Raw genomic sequence first — 16,676 nt, forward strand, 5'->3', positions numbered from 1 at the left:
TCAGTCTTGCGCCACCCACAGACGATCGCCTCCTCCGGCGACGGCCATCGCTCCGTCCTCGTCCGTACGCAGCACGGTGGCACCCCCGGCACGCAGCGCCGCCACCGTGCTCGGCGCCGGATGCCCGTACGGGTTGTCCGCGCCGCACGAGATCAGCGCGAGGCGTGGTGCCGCCCGGCGTATCAGTTCGAGGTCCTGGTACGCCGACCCGTGGTGAGCGACCTTGAGGACGTCCACGCCGCGCAGGCCGGCGCCGTCCGGGGATCTCAGCAGCGCCTGCTGGGCGGGAGGTTCGAGGTCGCCGAGCAGGAGCAGGCTCAGTCCGGCCGACCGTACGAGCAGGGTCACGCTCGCGTCGTTCGGTCCCTCGGGGGCCGGGACCGGGCGGGGCGGAGGCCACAGCACCCGCCAGTCGAGCGCACCGGTACGCCGCCGCTGCCCCGCGACCGCCCGCGTCACCGGAATCCGCCGGGCCGCCGCCTGCCGGCGCACGAACTCCGCCTGGCCCAAGGGCTCTTCGAAGCCGGTCGTCTCGATCGCGCCCACCGCCCGCCCGCGCAGCACTCCCGGCAGCCCCGTCACATGGTCCGCGTGGAAGTGGGTCAGTACGACGAGGGGGATCCGGGTGACGCCGAGCGCGCGCAGGCACCGGTCGATCAGGACCGGTTCGGGTCCCGCGTCGACCACCACCCCGGCGCCGTCGCCCGCCGCGAGCACCAGCGCGTCCCCCTGCCCCACGTCGCACATCGCGAACCGCCAGCCCGGCGGCGGCCACCCCGTGATCACCCGCGTGAGAGGCGCCGGTTGGACCAGCACCAGCAGAAGCAGCACTGCGCAGGCACCGCTCAGCCAAGGGTTCCGCAGGAGCCTCCGGCCCACGAGTACGACCACGACGGTCACACACGCGAGCAGCAGTGCGCCCGGCCAGCTGTCCGGCCAGTCCACTCCCGCGCCCGGCAGAGCGGCTCCGGTGCGGGCGATGTCAGCGATCCATCCCGCGGGCCAACTCGCACACCACGCCAGTGCCTTGGCGACCGGCATCGCCCACAACGCCGTGGCCAGCGTCGCGAAGCCCAGCACCGTGGCCGGCGCGACCGCGAACTCCGCGAGGAGATTGCACGGCACTGCCACGAGGCTCACCCGCGCCGAGAGGACGGCGACGACGGGCGCGCACACGGCCTGCGCGGCCCCCGCGGCGGCCAGCGCCTCGGCCGGGCGCGGAGGTACTCCGCGCCTCTGGAGCGCGGCGCTCCACCGCGGAGCCAGCGTGAGCAGGGCGCCGGTCGCGAGAACGGAGAGCAGGAAGCCGTAGGTCCGGGACAGCCAGGGGTCGTACAGCACCAGCAGCAGTACCGCCGTGGCCAGTGCGGGAATCAGCGATCTGCGGCGCCCGGTGGCGATGGCCAGCAGCGCGACCGCCCCACAGGCCGCGGCCCGCAGCACGCTCGGGTCCGGTCGGCACACGATGACGAAGCCGAGCGTGAGCGCGCCACCGAGCAGGGCGGTCGCCCGCAGCGGGATGCCGAGCCGAGGAGCGAGGCCACGTCGCTCGGCGTGCTGCGCACTGCCGGATGGCCCGATGAGCAGGGCGAGCACGATCGTGAAGTTCGCACCGCTGACCGCGAGAAGATGCGTGAGATCCGTCGCCTTGAACGCCTCGTCCAGCTCCGGCGTGATCCGTGAGGTGTCCCCGACCACCAGCCCCGGCAGCAACGCCCGCGCATCCGGTTCCAGTCCCTCGGTCGCCGCCCGCAGCCCCTCGCGCAACTCCCCCGCGAACCGCTGCACCTCCGACGGCTCCCCCACCACCCACGGCGGCCCACTGCCCCGCACGCGCAATACGGCCGCGAACCGGCCACCGTCATCCATCGCGGGCACGACCCGCGCCGTCACCCGCACCCTCGTGGAGGGCAGCAGAGCCGGCCAGGGCGGGCTTCCCGGCTTCCGGGCCGACGGGGCGGGCTCTGGGGGCGCGCCCTTCGGATCGTGTGCCGCCCCTGAACCCGCGTCCACGATCACCAGGACCGGTGTACGCGTCGCCGTCACCCTTCCGTCCGGCTGCTCGATGCGCCGGACCTCCGCGTTGATCAACAGGGCGGTCGGGGCGGCGTGGTCTCCGTCGATCCGGGGGCGGGTGAACCGTGGGTCCGAGGTGATCTCCACATCGGCTGTCACCTCGGCGTACTGTCGCGCCAGCTCCGGGACGGGGCCACGGCGCAGATCCGCACCGTGCAGCCCGCCGGAGGCAGCCGCCGCCGCGACGCACAGCAGCATGGCGGCGACGGGGGCCTTCGGCCAGGTCCGCCACAGCACGCCCCGCCCGCCGACGCGCCCCTGCCCGCCGCGCCGATTCCGGCCTGCGACCAGCAACGCGCCGGCCACGACCAGGCAGACGATCACCACACCCGCGGTCGTCCGCGGCGACGCGTCCAGTGTCAGCGCCGCCGTCGCCCAGGCCCCCAGCGCCGGCGGTACGAGCCGCAGATCCGCCGGCCCCTCTTGGCGAGGGCGCGCGGCGCCGAGCGGGTTCGGGGAGGCGGCGTGCACGGCCGAACGGTCGTGCACGACAGACCGGTCGTGCACGACGGACCGGTCGTGCACGGCCCCGTCGGGTGCGGCAGGGGCGGCCTGGATCCGCGGCCCGCTCATGGTCGTACGAGGTTCTGCAGATCGGCGAAGCGGCGGTCACCGATGCCGTTCACCTCGCGGAGTTCGTCGACCGAGCGGAACCCTCCGTGCTGGGTGCGGTAGTCGATGATGTGCTGGGCGAGCACGGGGCCGACGCCCGGCAGCGTGTCGAGCTGCTCAAGAGTGGCCGTGTTGAGGGCGACCGGAGCGGTCGCACCGGCGGCGGCCGCGCCGGAAGGCGCCGTACCCGCGGTGCCCGCGCCTCCGGCCACACCTCCGACCCCGCCCGGACCCGCGGCACCCGGCGGAGTGCCGACCACCACCTGCTCACCGTCCACGAGGAGCCGCGCGCGGTTCAGCCCCGCCGTGTCCGTGCCGCGGCGCACCCCACCGGCGGCCCGCAGCGCGTCGGCGACCCGGGAACCGGCCGGCAGCCGGTGGATGCCGGGTTCGCGCACCTTGCCGCTGACGTCCACCACGATCGCGGTGCCGGCCGTCGCCACGGGGTCCCGTGCGGCGGTCGAGGATTCCGGTGCCGCCGTCGCCTCCTCGTAGGGAGCCGCCTGGACCACCTCCGGTGTCCGCACCGGCTGGGTCCGGGCCGACCAGAAGTGCTGCACGGCGAAGATCGCGGCCACGACAAGCAACACCGCGAGCGCGACCACGCTCTTTCGCTCCAGCCCGCACCTCGACTGCAGCCACAACGGCATGCGCTCCCGCACGGCCAGCCCGGCCCGCACCCGCCATGCGGGCCCGACGCCGACGCCGGCACCGGCACCAGCGCTGGTCCCGGTCTCAGCCCTGGCCCCGCTTGCGGCCCCCGGATCGTGGCCTGCCCTGCTTGCCCAGGTGTCGGTCACGTCCTCATACCGCGCCGGTGGCGGCCCATGCTCCAACTCCTGCCGCGCTCTCGCCCGTTCGACGAAGAGGGCTTCCGCGCGCAGACGGAGGGACTCCGCCGAGGCCTGTCGGCGTCGGGTCCTGCCCCGGTGGTGGTGGCGGCGGTGACGGGTTCGGCCGTCGGAGACGGGGCCGCGGCCCGGGCCGCTGGTTGCGGTCGCTGTCCGTGGAAGTGATCGAAGTGCCATGCGACGAGAATCGGACACCACGGCACCATCGCGATGATCTTGCTCAATTCCCGGGGATTACCCACCAGTTGTGGATAACTCCGTCACCCTCGGGAGCCTCCAGCCGCCGCCCCGCCCCGGGCCACAGCCACCGGCACAGCCACAGCCACAGCCACAGCCACAGCCACAGCCACCGGCAATCCTCACCGCGGCGAAACCACGACCCCCAACAACCCGGGCCCGGTATGCGCCCCAATAGCCGCCCCAACCTCGCTCACATGCAGCTCTGCCAGCCCCGGCACCCGAGTCCGCAGTCGCTCCGCGAGCGCCGACGCCCGTTCGGGCGCGGCGAGATGGTGCACGGCGATGTCGACCTGCGCGCTCCCCGCCCGCTCGGTCGCGATCTCCTCGAGCCGGGCGATCGCCTTGGACGCGGTCCGCACCTTCTCCAGCGGTTCGATCCGCCCGCCGTCGAGCTGCAGCAGCGGTTTCACGGCCAGCGCGGACCCGAGCAGGGCCCGCGCCGCCCCGATCCGCCCACCGCGGCGCAGATAGTCCAGCGTGTCGACGTAGAAGTACGCGGAGGTGCCCGCGGCCCGCTTCTCCGCCGCGGTCACCGCGTCGTCGATCGTGCCGCCCGTCTCCGCGGACTCGGCAGCGGCCAGTGCGCAGAAGCCGAGGGCCATGGCGACCATCCCGGTGTCCACCACCCGCACGGGCACCGGCGCCTCGCGCGCCGCGAGGACCGCCGCGTCGTACGTGCCCGAGAGCTCTGCGGAAAGGTGCAGCGAGACGATGCCGGTGGCGCCCGACTCGGCGACTTCGCGGTAGGTCGCGGCGAACATCTCGGGGCTGGGCCGGGAGGTGGTGACGGGCCGTCGCTTCTGCAACGCCTCTGCCAGGGAGCGGGCCGAGATCTCGGTGCCCTCTTCGAGCGCCCGGTCGCCGAGGACCACGGTCAGCGGCACCGCGGTGATGCCGTGGCGCTCCATCGTCCGCGGCGGCAGGTAGGCCGTTGAATCGGTGACGATCGCGACATGGCGGGACATGAGCTGGAGGTTACCCGCAGGGGCGCGTGGACGGCAGCCCGGCCCCTGCCACCTGCGGGCGGGCCGGCCCGATCAAGTCGTGCTCTCGGGGCGGGGTTTCTTCTCCCAGGGGTACGTGGGCCGCTGCCCCGGCGGGTTGATCGCGGGCCGCGTGGACTGCTCCGCGGCCTGCGGCTCCGGCACATCCGGCCAGGTCTGATGGTCTGCCGTGGCCGTCGGGGCCTCCGGCCACGGAGGCGGCGTGTGGGCGGGCGGCGGCTCCGTGGCCCAGTGCCGCAGCGCGCCCGCCTCCATGTCGATCTGCTGGCTCAGCGAGTCCAGGTCGTCGTCCGCGAACCGCCGGGCCCGGTCACGCGCCGCCCACCGCAGCGCTTCGGCCGACTTCGTGATCTGCTCCGTACGTTCCCGCAGTGCCGGCAGCCGCTCGACGAGGCGGGCCCTGTCCGGCTCACGCTCCAGCCGCTTGAGCTCGTCGTCCAGCTCGTGACCGTGCACGCTGAGGCGCTCGAAGAGCCCCAGGGACTCCTTCAGCGACTCGTCCTCGGCCACGCCCGCGTGCAGCGCGTCCTGGGTGGCTCGCATCGACGTACGCAGGGAGAGGCGCAGTTGGGCGAGCTCGCCGAGCGCTCCCGGCTGGGCGAGGGTCTTCGCCCTGAGGGTGGATTCCTCCACCGTGCGGCGGGCCTGCGTGATGGTGCGGTCCACCCCGCGCTTGGCGGCGCCGACCACCTTCACCGTCAGATACGCCCCCAGGACCATGAAGAGCACGAAGATCAGCGCCACGACTGCGACCACGGCTTCCATGACGTTCCTCTCGGGTCCTGCTGCCAGTACCTGCGGGCTCTTCCACGGTAAACGGAAAAGGCGGGCCGAGGGTTCCGGTGGAACCCCCAACCCGCCCTTAGGGGACTACCCCCACCCGCCCGAGCGGGCCCCACGTCTACGCGGGAACGATGTTCACCAGCTTCGGCGCCCGCACGATCACCTTGCGGACTCCCGCGCCGCCCAGTGCCGCGACGACCTTCTCGTCGCCCAGGGCCACCTTCTCCAGCTCCTCGTCGGAGATCGACGGGGACACCTCCAGGCGCGCCTTGACCTTGCCCTTGACCTGCACGACGCAGGTCACGGTCTCGTCCACGACGTACGCCGGGTCGGCGACCGGGAAGTCCTGGTGGACGACCGAGTCGGTGTGCCCCAGCTTGCGCCACAGCTCCTCGGCGATGTGCGGGGCCAGCGGCGCGACCAGCAGCACCAGGGGCTCGGCGACGGACCGCGCGACCGGGCCTTGCACCTTGGTCAGGTGGTTGTTCAGCTCGGTGACCTTGGCGATGGCGGTGTTGAAGCGCAGGCCCTCCAGGTCCTGGCGTACGCCGTCGATCGCCTTGTGCAGGGCGCGCAGCGTGTCCTCGTCCGGCTCGGCGTCCACGACCGTCACCGCACCGGTGGCCTCGTCCACGACGTTGCGCCACAGCCGCTGCAGCAGCCGGAACTGGCCCACCACCGCGCGTGTGTCCCACGGCCGCGACACGTCCAGGGGGCCCATCGCCATCTCGTACAGGCGCAGTGTGTCCGCCCCGTACTCGGCGCAGATCTCGTCCGGAGTGACCGCGTTCTTCAGGGACTTGCCCATCTTGCCCAGCAGCCGGGTGACCTTCTCGCCCTGGTAGTAGTACGCGCCGTCGCGCTCCTCCACCTCTGCGGCGGGTACCGCGATGCCCCGGCTGTCGCGGTAGACGTAGGCCTGGATCATGCCCTGGTTGAACAGCTTGTGGAACGGCTCGGCCGAGGAGACGTGCCCCAGGTCGAACAGGACCTTGGACCAGAAGCGCGCGTACAGCAGGTGCAGCACGGCGTGCTCCGCGCCGCCCACGTACAGGTCGACGCCGCCGTGCGGCATGCCGTCGCGCGGGCCCATCCAGTACCGCTCGTTCTCCGGGCCGACCAGCTGCTCGGAGTTGTGCGGGTCCAGGTAGCGCAGCTCGTACCAGCAGGAACCGGCCCAGTTGGGCATGGTGTTGGTCTCGCGGCGGTACTTCCGCGGGCCTCGGCCGTCGCCCAGGTCCAGTGTGACGTTCACCCAGTCCTCGTTGCGGGACAGCGGGGTCTCCGGGGACGTGTTCGCGTCGTCCGCGTCGAAGGTGCGCGGCGAGTAGTCCTCGACCTCCGGCAGCTCCAGGGGCAGCATCGACTCGGGCAGGGCGTGGGCGATGCCTTCCTCGTCGTAGACGATCGGGAAGGGCTCGCCCCAGTAGCGCTGGCGGCTGAACAGCCAGTCGCGCAGGCGGAAGTTGACGGTGCCGTGACCGACGCCCTTGCGCTCCAGCCACTCGGTGATGCGGGCCTTGGCGTCGACGACGCCCAGACCGTCCAGCGAGATGTCGTCGTTGGAGGAGTTGATGATCTTCGCGTCGTACGAACTGAAGGCGTTGTCCCACGTCGAGGTATCGGTGCCGCGGCCGTCGGTCGGCTCGACGATGCAGTGGATCGGCAGTTCGAAGGCGCGCGCGAACTCGAAGTCGCGCTGGTCGCCCGCCGGGACGGCCATGATCGCGCCGGTGCCGTAGCCCATCAGGACGTAGTCGGCGATGAAGACCGGGACCTGCTCGCCGTTGACCGGGTTGGTCGCGAACGCGCCGGTGAAGACACCGGTCTTGTCCTTGGCCTCGGCCTGCCGCTCGACGTCGGACTTGGACGCGGCCTGCGCGCGGTAGGCGGCGACGGCCTCGGCGGGGGTCGCGTGGCCGCCGGTCCACACCTCGTGGGTGCCCTCCGGCCAGGTGGCCGGGGTGAACTTCTCGACCAGCGGGTGTTCGGGGGCCAGCACCATGTAGGTCGCGCCGAACAGCGTGTCCGGGCGTGTGGTGAAGACCTGGATGGCCTCGCCGTCGATCGGGAAGTCGACGCGGGCGCCCTCGGAGCGGCCGATCCAGTTGCGCTGCTGCAGCTTGATGGCCTCGGGCCAGTCCAGCGCCTCCAGGTCGTCCAGCAGCCGGTCGGCGTACGCGGTGATGCGCATGTTCCACTGGCGCAGCTTGGCCTTGAAGACGGGGAAGTTGCCGCGCTCGGAGCGGCCGTCCGCGGTCACCTCCTCGTTCGCCAGCACGGTGCCCAGGCCGGGACACCAGTTGACGGGCGCGTCCGAGGCGTAGGCCAGCCGGAAGTCGCTCAGGACGTCGGCACGCTCGGCGGCGCTCAGGTCGCCCCACGCGCGCGCGTTGCCGTCGGCGCCCGGTACGGCCCGGTCACCGCTCTCGAACTGGGCGACCAGGTCGGCGATCGGGCGGGCCTTCTTCGCCTCGTCGTCGTACCAGGAGTTGAAGATCTGCAGGAAGATCCACTGGGTCCACTTGTAGTAGTCCGGGTCGATGGTCGCGAACGACCGGCGCGGATCGTGGCCCAGACCCAGCCGGCGCAGCTGGACCTGCATGTTCTTGATGTTCGCTTCGGTGGACACGCGCGGGTGCGTGCCGGTCTGCACCGCGTACTGCTCGGCGGGCAGGCCGAAGGCGTCGAAGCCCAGCGTGTGCAGCACGTTGTGGCCGGTCATGCGCTGGTACCGGGCGAATACATCGGTGGCGATGTAGCCCAGGGGGTGACCGACGTGCAGGCCCGCACCGGAGGGGTACGGGAACATGTCCATGATGAACTTCTTGGGCCTGGCGACCAGCGCCGGGTCACCGGCCAGGTCGCCGCTCGGATTGGGCGCCCCGTAGGTGCCGTCGGCCTCCCAGAAGTCCTGCCAGCGTGCCTCGATCTCCTCGGCCATGGCGGCCGTGTAGCGGTGCGGCGCTGCCACCTCGGAGGCGGCAGCGGGGTTCGTCTCGCTCATGGTCCTCAAAGCTCCATCGATCGTCTCTGCCAGCGGTCTGGAAATGAAAAAGCCCCTCGCACAGGAGGGGACGCCGCGCTGATTCCGGCCACGGATTCTCGATGGCCGGGACTGATCAGCGCGGCCCGCTAAGCAGAAGGCGTACGGCACGCATGGCGTCAGGGTACCGCAGCCGCCGAGTGGGTCGCGACGGGCTTTCGAGCGCTTGGATCATGCTTTCGGTGGCACCCGACACCGCGTGCCACACTCAGATGGAGACCGCGAAACCTGAACCAAGGTCAAGAATTACTTCGCGTAAGGGCCTCTATAGGGACATCACCACTCCCTGGTCGCCCTTAGATAACAGCGCAATAACTCAAACCTCGTACCCCTCGGTATGTCTCGACCTAGAGTGCGGCAACGGGACCGCTTCCCCGAACTGTTTGGGAGACACCCCACATGAAGCCTCGAAGCAAGAAGAGCTCGGTTCCCCAGCCGGGCCGCTCGGTCAGCGGTGGTATCACCGCTGCCGCGCTGTTGCTCATACCCGTAGTCGTGCTGGTCGGAGGGGACACAGTCCGCGAGTTCCTCAACTTCGGCGCGGGCGTTCTGTCGCTCGTGTCCCTCAGCGCGTCGGTGATCTGGGGCCTCGTGGCCAGCGACCAGATCTTCCTGAAGGCGCGCCAGCGGCTGCTCGCCCAGGCCGTCCACCGGTCGACCGCGGTCGCGTCGCTGCTGTTCCTCCTGCTGCACATCACGGTCAAGCTGGCGCTGGGCCACGTCGGGGCGCTCGCACTGATCCCCTTCGGACTCGGCGTCAGCGGCCAGGAAGCACTCATCGGCATCGGCGCGGCCGCCGCCCTGATGATGATCATCACGGGCCTCACCGGGGCCCTGAGGAGCGCCTTCGCGTCCCCCGTCCAGGTCGCCGCCCGCTGGCGCGCGGTCCACATGCTGGCCTACCCCGCGTGGTGCGCGGCGCTGATCCACGGCCTGTTCGCCGGGCGCGAGGCGAAGCCGATCTTCGTGATCCTGTACGGCCTGAGCCTGGTGGCGGTCATGGCGGCGCTGGCCCTACGCGCGTCACCGCAGCCGTTCAGGCGCAACGTCGCCCGCCGCATTCTGGGCATGCTCGAGACCGACAACAGCCGCCCCCTCCGCGAGGAGCCCCCGGCACGCCGTGCCATGGCGGACTCCCGGCTTCCGGGTTCCGGTTCACGGTCGGGCTTCCAGGAGCCGTTCGTGCCTCAGCAGCGCACGTCGTCGCCGCTGTACGACACCGGACAGCGCTCGGCCCTCACGGACACCGGACAGCGCTCGGCCCTCACGGACACCGGACAGCGCTCGGCCCTCACGGACACCGGGGCCTCCGCCCTCACGGACACGGGCGGCTTCGCGGCGGCCTACCGGGCGGTGTCCAACACCCCGCGCGGCGCGGACCCGATGCAGCCCCGGCAGGCCCAGAACGGGCAACTCCCGTTCGAAATGCAGCCCACGGAGTCGCTGCCCCGCGTCGACGACAACACCGCCGCCCGCTGGCCGACCCCGTCCCCGACGCTGTACGAGGCCCCGCCGCGCCCCGCCGAGACGCCCACCACGTACAACCCGGCCTACGACACCAACGCGGGCGGCATGTCGTACGGGACCCCCACCAACCCGCCGTACGGATCGAGTGATTTGTACGACACCGGTGAGACGATCGACCCTCTCGGTACGTACTACACGAACGACCCGTACGACAGCGGTCCCGCCACTGAAACGCTGCCCGGTGCTTACGAGGCACCCAGCTCCGGCGAACCCTGGAACGCGCCTTCCGGAGGCTTTTAGTGAACGCCGCTCTGCCAGATGTCCCCGAGGTCCGCGTGGTCGGGCTTCCTCAGCTCACCTCGGGTTTCGACCTCGTCGAAAGACTCGATCTGGACATGCACCTGAAGGTGCATGGACCGCTCGAGCCGATGGGCGGGGAACAGCTCGCACAGCTGGCCGAGCGGATATCCCTTAAGGGCCGCGGCGGCGCGGGCTTCCCCTTCCACAAGAAGCTGCGGTCGGTCGCCGAGTCGGCGATCAGCCGCGGTATCCGGCCCGTGGTCGTCGTCAACGGCAGTGAGGACGAGCCGGCCTGCCGCAAGGACACGGTGCTGATCAACCGCGCTCCGCACCTCATCCTGGACGGCGCCCTGCTGGTCGCGGAGGCCCTCGGCGCCCGCACCCTCGTGGTCGGTGTGACGCGCGAGTCCACCCAGCAGTCCATGGAGGCCGCACTCGCCGAGCGCGGTCTGAGCAACCGGCGCGGTTCGGTCCTCCGCGCCCGCGTGCAGCGCAATCCGGTGCGGATGGTGACCGGAGCCGCCGCCTCGCTGATCCGCTCCATCGACGGTGGTCCGGCGATCCCGCCAGGCCGCAAGGTCAGCGCGTCGCAGAGCGGGGTCGGGGGTGCGCCCACGCTGCTGTCCAACGCCGAGACGTTCGCCCAGCTGGCGATCGCCGCGCGGATCGGCTCCGAGCGCTATGGCAACACCGGCCTGTACGACGAGCCCGGCACCATCATGCTCACGGTCTCCGGCGCGGTCGCCCGCCCCATGGTGATCGAGATGCCGACAGGTGTGCCGCTGCGGTACGTGCTCCAGCTGGCCGGCGCCCCGCCGGTCCCGCAGGGCGTGCTGACCGGCGGCTACCACGGCAAGTGGCTGGACGCTGCCACGGTCAACGAGGCGATCGTCTCGCGCAACTCCCTGGACGCGGTGGGCGGTTCGCTCGGCGCGGGAGCGATTCTCCCGATCAGCCAGGACACCTGCCCGCTGGGCGAGTCGCTGCGCGTGGCGCAGTGGCTGGCGGAGGAGAGCGCGGGCCAGTGCGGTCCCTGCTACCTCGGTCTGCCCGCCGCGGCACGCGGCATGGAGGACATCCTCAACGGCGGCGGCCCGGCCGCCCTGGAAGCGCTGAAGCAGGTCGCCCAGGCCGTGAAGCGACGCGGTGCGTGTTCGCACCCGGACGGCTCCGCGATGTTCCTGGAATCGACCGTCAAGGCCTTCACGGACGACCTGGCCGCGCACGTCCTGGGCAACGGCTGCGGCAGGCCCGTGGAGGGCGTGCTGCCGCTCTTCGAGGGCGGCCAGGTCCCGACCGGTATCCCGGGCGGCCAAGGGGAGCTGGAGGCCGGTCCCAGCCGGCAGAAGATCTACGTCGACTGGACGTTGTGCCGGGGGCACGGCCTGTGCGCCGACATTCTTCCGGAGGTCTTCGAACTGGGCGCCGACGGCTTCCCGACCGTCGCCCAGGCGCAGGTGCCCCGCTACGCCGAGGCCAAGGCCCTGCGCGCCGTGCGCCGCTGCCCGGCACTCGCCCTGCGCATCGAGGAGGACACGAGGTCCTCGGCCCCGACCCGCAACAACCTGCCCGTCCTGTCGCAGGGCCGCCCGCAGGGGCGCGGCCGCCGCGCTCTGGGCAGCGGCCGCTGACATCGGCGGCCGCTGATTCCGGCGGCCCGGGAGACCGGGCCGCCCCGCCCCGCCCAACAGCGCTGTACGCGACGGAACACGAAAAAAGCCGTACGCGAGAGAACACGAAAAAGCGGGCCATCCTGATCGGATGGCCCGCCTTCATCTGGTGTGGAGCTAAGGAGATTTGAACTCCTGACCCCCTGCATGCCATGCAGGTGCTCTACCAACTGAGCTATAGCCCCTTGCGGCCACGCGGCGGAGCCGCATATTGACCGCTCCGCCCGGTTCCCCGGTGCGGCAACGCCAACATTACACGGTCCTCCCGGTGCACCACCAAATCGTTTGTCGTCCCCCAGGAACAGGCGATGGCGGTGGCGAACGACCGCGTCAGGCCGTGGCGAACGAGTAGAACCGTTTGAGGGTGCAGTGCTCGTCGAGGAGCCGGCCGTAGATCGGCTCGCCCTCCAGCTCGCGGTACGTCTCGATGGGGTCGCCTTTTATGATCAGCGCCCGCGCGCATTCCTCGCACCAGTACTGGTAGTCGTGGTTGACCGGTTCCATGTCGCGGACGATCGGCGTGCCACTGCCGCACCAATCGCACTTCCGCCTGTGCGCACCCATCAATCAGCTCCAGCTGTGGCCGCAGGCCGTGCACACGTAGGAAACCCCGCCATTGTCACCGAGGACTTGGGCGACGTGGGCAGATCCGCAGGAAGGGCAGTCGAGGCGGGTGATCCGGTCCCGTATCACCTCAGTTTCGACGAGGTCGTCGACCTCCCTGAGGATGCTCACTGGCATCGCCACTCCTCCCGTCGGGCCGCGCCCCCTTCCGGCCGTTTGATTCTGCCACGGCCGGAGCAATACGGTCAGCGACGCCTGCGTACCAGTCCGGACACGGCACCCGTGGCGGCGGTCGCAGCCAGCGCGAACATGCACACGAGGAGGGCGTCCGATGAGGTATACGCCCCAGGGGCCCCAAGTGACTCAAGCCGGTTCAAAAAGAGTGTGCCGAACGCCGCGACGCCGATGAGCTGGCCGAGTTGTGTGACCGTGGCGAGCAGTCCGCCCGCGTCCGCCGCGTCCTCGGGCCGCACCGTGGCGAGCGCGCGCGTGAGCGTCGGGCTGAAGCCGAGCGCGAGCCCCACGCCCACGCCGGCGAACGCGGCATACAGCCAGAGGCCGGCCTCGCGGCCGTCCCGCAGCGCCAGACCCACGCCGCACATCGAGAGCGCGGACAGCGCGAACCCGAGCGGGATCAGGGCGCGTTGCCACGAAGCGGGCCAGCGGCGCCACGTCAGCCCGACCAGACCGAAGACCACCGCGGTCGGCGCGAAGGTGAGACCCGCGCGCAGCGCGCTGTAGTCCAGGCCGCCCTGGACGTGCAGGGTGAGCGTGAACAGGAAGCCGCCGTTGACCGCCATCACGGCCGTGACCCGGAAGACCGCGAGGCCGATGCCGGGGTGACGCAGCACCCGGGGCGCGATCAGCGGGGTTCCGCCGTGCCGGGCGAGCCGGGACTCGTACGCGCAGAACACGGCGAAGAACAGCGCGGCGGCGGCGAGCGACAGCCACGACCACAGCGGCCACCCCTCCTCCCGGCCGAGCACCAGGGGAACCGTGAGCAGCGAGACGGCGGCGCCCAGCAGTACCAGGCCCGGCAGGTCGAGGCGGTGCGAGCGCTCCTGGGCCCGAGCGTCGTCGCGGGGCAGTACGCGCGCGCCGAGGGCCAGGAGTACGACGCCCACGGGCACGTTCACCAGGAACACCGGCCGCCAGCCCGTGCCGAACAGGTCCGCGCTGACCAGGACGCCGCCCAGCACCTGCCCGGCGGCGGCACCGGTGGCGAGGACGGCGGAGTACACGCCGAGCGCCCTGGCCCGTGCCTCGCCGGAGAAGTTCCGCTGGATCAGGCTGAGCACCTGCGGGATCATCAGCGCCGAACCGGCTCCCTGGGCCAGCCGGAAGGCGATCAACTCGCCGGTGCCCTGGGCGAGTCCGCAGGCCAGCGAGGCCGCCGTGAACAGTGTGAGCCCGGCGAGGTAGACCCGGCGGTGGCCGAGCAGGTCGCCCAGACGGGCACCGGTGATGAGCAACACGGAGTACGTGATGGCGTATCCCGCGACCACCAGCTGCAACTGGGCGCCGGACGCGTGGAGTTCGGTGCCGATGGTGGGCACCGCGACATTGACGATGAAGACGTCGAGCAGCGCCATGAACTGGGCGGCGAGGACTACCGCGAGCAGGCGTCCGGGGTGGTTGTCAGTGGCGGGGGTTTTACTGGTGACCGGACTGGGACTGGTCGCGGGATCCGGGTCGGCGGGAGTTGTCGTCGTCATGGCGTCGAGCGTGCGGGGGCGCCGGTACGGGTGACGAGAGCCCGCCGATGCTGGTACTGACAGCACCTGGCAGGAGTCGGGTGCGGCGTCGACGATGGGGGATGTGACGACGATGGCCACGACACAGCGCCGGCGGTCGGAGCTGGCCGCCTTCCTGCGCGGCAGGAGGGCGCGGGTGACACCGGCCGACGTGGGGATGCCGCCGGGTCTGCGCCGCCGCACGCCGGGGCTGCGTCGTGAGGAGGTGGCGCAGCTGTCGGGGGTCGGCGTCACCTGGTACACGTGGCTGGAGCAGGGACGGCCGATCAACGCGTCGCCGCAGGTCCTGGACGCCGTGGCGCGCACGCTGCGGCTGGACGGGCCGGAGCGCGAGCATCTGTACCACCTGGCGGAGGTGCCGTACGAGCCAGGCCCGGAGACCACCGCGCTGGCGGTGGGCCCGGAGATCCAGGGGATCATCGACGCCCTCGACCCGCATCCGGCGGTGGTCTACAACGGGCGGTTCGACATCCTCGCCACCAACCCCGCCTACCGGGACGTGTTCTCCGTGTCACTGACACGGCCGCGGACACCCGGGGGCGGCGGTGGCGGGCTGAACGCGCTGTGGACGCTGTTCACGGTGCCCGAGCGGGACTGCCCTCTGGTGTTCCGGGAGAGCGAGCTGCCGGTGATGGTGGCCACGCTGCGGTCCGCGTACGGCAGACATGTCGGTGAGCCCTCCTGGGAGGACTTCATACGCCGGCTCTCGCGGGCCAGCGCGCACTTCGCCGAGCTGTGGCGGAACGGCGACGTGGCGCCGCTGGGACCTCGCGTGAAGACCTTCCGGCACAGGGCGGTGGGCGAGCTGAGGATGACGTCGGTGTCGCTGACGATCAACGGCATGCCGGAGTGCCGGATCGTGGTCTACCGGCCGGAGGACGAGGAGACGAGCGAGCGGGCGAGCCGTCTGCGAGACCTCCGCCGACAACGAAAGATCCCGCTCCCCTGAAGGGAACGGGATCTTCGTTCTGTAGTGCTTCTGTGGAGCTAAGGAGAATTGAACTCCTGACCTCCTGCATGCCATGCAGGCGCTCTACCAACTGAGCTATAGCCCCTCGCGTCCTCCCGCCCGGCGGGACGAACAAGAGGAACTTTAGCCTGCGACCAGCCGGAAAGTGAAATCCGGGCCTGCGAGGCCCTGAAGGCCGGACAGGCCCTAGTCGTCGTCGCCCAGGACCGGCTCCGGCAGGGTGCCCGCGTTGTGTTCCAGCAGGCGCCAGCCGCGGGCGCCCTCGCCGAGGACGGACCAGCAGCAGTTGGACAGTCCGCCGAGGCTTTCCCAGTGGTGGGCCTCGAGGCCGAGGAGACGGCCGATGGTGGTGCGGATGGTGCCGCCGTGGCTGACCACCACGAGCGTGCCCTCGTCGGGGAGCTTCTCGGCGTGCCGGAGCACGACCGGGGCGGCGCGTTCGGCGACCTCGGTCTCCAGCTCTCCGCCGCCGCGGCGCACCGGTTCACCGCGCTTCCACGCCGCGTACTCGTCGCCGTGCCGCACGATGATCTCGTCGTGGGTCAGTCCCTGCCAGACGCCCGCGTACGTCTCGCGCAGGCCCTCGTCGTGCGTCACGTCGAGGGCCGTGAGGGCGGCCAGCTCGCCCGCGGTGTCGGCCGCCCGCTTCAGGTCGGAGGCGACGATCGCGTCGGGGCGCAGGGAGGCGAGCAGCCGGGCGGCGCGGCGGGCCTGCCCGAGGCCGGCCTCGGTGAGCTCGACGTCCGTGGTGCCCTGGAAGCGGCGCTCCACGTTCCAGGAGGTCTGTCCGTGGCGCCACAGGATGATCCTGCGCCCCCGGCCCGGCTTCTTCACGATCTCGGACAGCGGCCTGCCGTCCGCCCCCGCCGCGCCGCTCAACGCAGCTCTCCGCCCACTTCGGCGGCGTCCTCCGCCTCCTGCAGCCGGGCGTGCTCCGCCGCCTTGCCACGGGTCGCCTTGGCGTCGTCGGGCAGGTCGAGCTCGGGGCAGTCCTTCCAGAGCCGCTCCAAGGCGTAGAAGACGCGCTCCTCGCTGTGCTGGACGTGCACCACGATGTCGACGTAGTCGAGCAGCACCCAGCGGGCCTCGCGGTCGCCCTCACGGCGCACCGGCTTGGCGTCGAGTTCCTTGGTCAGCCGCTCTTCGATCTCGTCGACGATCGACTTGACCTGGCGGTCGTTGGGCGCGGAGGCGAGCAGGAAGGCGTCCGTGATCGACAGCACGTCGCTGACGTCGTACGCGATGATGTCGTGCGCGAGCTTGTCGGCGGCCGCCTGTGCGGCGGTGTTGATGAGCTCGAGAGAGCGATCAGTGGCGGTCACTACAAGGCTTTCCGTCG

At 71.4% G+C, this 16,676-nt stretch carries 13 protein-coding genes and 2 tRNA genes; 3 read left to right on the forward strand and 12 right to left on the reverse strand.

Features of this window, described 5'->3' with window-relative positions; translation table 11 throughout:
- From FGD71_RS22190 to leuS, 5 genes are all read right to left on the reverse strand, one after another.
- The gene (locus tag FGD71_RS22190) at positions 1–2,547 is read right to left on the reverse strand and encodes a ComEC/Rec2 family competence protein (protein ID WP_119102272.1); all 2,547 of its coding nucleotides are present in this window, start codon (positions 2,545–2,547) and stop codon (positions 1–3) included.
- 98 nt (positions 2,548–2,645) lie between these two features.
- Positions 2,646–3,716, reverse strand: a complete 1,071-nt coding sequence (locus FGD71_RS22195; protein WP_119102249.1) for a ComEA family DNA-binding protein — start codon at positions 3,714–3,716, stop codon at positions 2,646–2,648.
- A gap of 182 nt (positions 3,717–3,898) precedes the next feature.
- On the reverse strand, positions 3,899–4,744 hold the full coding sequence (locus FGD71_RS22200) for a DegV family protein (RefSeq protein WP_119102250.1): 846 nt from the start codon (positions 4,742–4,744) through the stop codon (positions 3,899–3,901).
- 72 nt (positions 4,745–4,816) lie between these two features.
- Positions 4,817–5,548: a hypothetical protein gene (locus FGD71_RS22205; protein WP_119102251.1), complete on the reverse strand. Its 732-nt coding sequence runs from the start codon at positions 5,546–5,548 to the stop codon at positions 4,817–4,819.
- Between the two features lie 136 nt (positions 5,549–5,684).
- On the reverse strand, positions 5,685–8,573 hold the full coding sequence (leuS, locus tag FGD71_RS22210) for a leucine--tRNA ligase (protein ID WP_119102252.1): 2,889 nt from the start codon (positions 8,571–8,573) through the stop codon (positions 5,685–5,687).
- Positions 8,574–9,011: 438 nt separating this feature from the next.
- Between leuS and FGD71_RS22220 the strand changes: the two genes are divergently transcribed.
- Positions 9,012–10,379, forward strand: coding sequence for a ferric reductase-like transmembrane domain-containing protein (locus tag FGD71_RS22220; protein WP_181359254.1), 1,368 nt, complete (start codon positions 9,012–9,014; stop codon positions 10,377–10,379).
- Positions 10,379–12,010, forward strand: a complete 1,632-nt coding sequence (locus tag FGD71_RS22225) for an NADH-quinone oxidoreductase subunit NuoF family protein (protein WP_119102253.1) — start codon at positions 10,379–10,381, stop codon at positions 12,008–12,010. Before FGD71_RS22220 ends, FGD71_RS22225 begins: the two co-directional genes overlap by 1 nt.
- 151 nt (positions 12,011–12,161) lie before the next feature.
- Here the strand turns inward: FGD71_RS22225 and FGD71_RS22230 are convergent.
- The 4 genes from FGD71_RS22230 to FGD71_RS22245 form a co-directional block, all read right to left on the reverse strand.
- Positions 12,162–12,234: transfer RNA gene (locus FGD71_RS22230), tRNA-Ala, on the reverse strand.
- 145 nt (positions 12,235–12,379) lie between these two features.
- Positions 12,380–12,613, reverse strand: a complete 234-nt coding sequence (locus FGD71_RS22235; RefSeq protein WP_010986886.1) for a hypothetical protein — start codon at positions 12,611–12,613, stop codon at positions 12,380–12,382.
- A gap of 3 nt (positions 12,614–12,616) precedes the next feature.
- Positions 12,617–12,790, reverse strand: coding sequence for an IS1 family transposase (locus FGD71_RS22240; protein WP_119102254.1), 174 nt, complete (start codon positions 12,788–12,790; stop codon positions 12,617–12,619).
- Positions 12,791–12,858: 68 nt separating this feature from the next.
- The gene (locus tag FGD71_RS22245) at positions 12,859–14,328 is read right to left on the reverse strand and encodes an MFS transporter (RefSeq protein WP_181359255.1); all 1,470 of its coding nucleotides are present in this window, start codon (positions 14,326–14,328) and stop codon (positions 12,859–12,861) included.
- A gap of 94 nt (positions 14,329–14,422) precedes the next feature.
- Between FGD71_RS22245 and FGD71_RS22250 the strand changes: the two genes are divergently transcribed.
- The gene (locus FGD71_RS22250) at positions 14,423–15,316 is read left to right on the forward strand and encodes a helix-turn-helix transcriptional regulator (protein WP_119102255.1); all 894 of its coding nucleotides are present in this window, start codon (positions 14,423–14,425) and stop codon (positions 15,314–15,316) included.
- Positions 15,317–15,349: 33 nt separating this feature from the next.
- Here FGD71_RS22250 and FGD71_RS22255 read toward each other — a convergent pair.
- The 3 genes from FGD71_RS22255 to rsfS all read right to left on the reverse strand — a co-directional run bounded on the left by FGD71_RS22255 (position 15,350) and on the right by rsfS (position 16,659).
- Positions 15,350–15,422 (reverse strand) — tRNA-Ala (locus tag FGD71_RS22255).
- 101 nt (positions 15,423–15,523) lie between these two features.
- The gene (locus FGD71_RS22260; RefSeq protein ID WP_240436710.1) at positions 15,524–16,216 is read right to left on the reverse strand and encodes a histidine phosphatase family protein; all 693 of its coding nucleotides are present in this window, start codon (positions 16,214–16,216) and stop codon (positions 15,524–15,526) included.
- Positions 16,213–16,659: a ribosome silencing factor gene (rsfS, locus tag FGD71_RS22265; protein WP_119102256.1), complete on the reverse strand. Its 447-nt coding sequence runs from the start codon at positions 16,657–16,659 to the stop codon at positions 16,213–16,215. Before rsfS ends, FGD71_RS22260 begins: the two co-directional genes overlap by 4 nt.
- Positions 16,660–16,676: the final 17 nt, after the last annotated feature.

The sequence above is a fragment of the Streptomyces sporangiiformans genome, assembly GCF_005768555.2.
Lineage (GTDB): Bacteria > Actinomycetota > Actinomycetes > Streptomycetales > Streptomycetaceae > Streptomyces > Streptomyces sporangiiformans.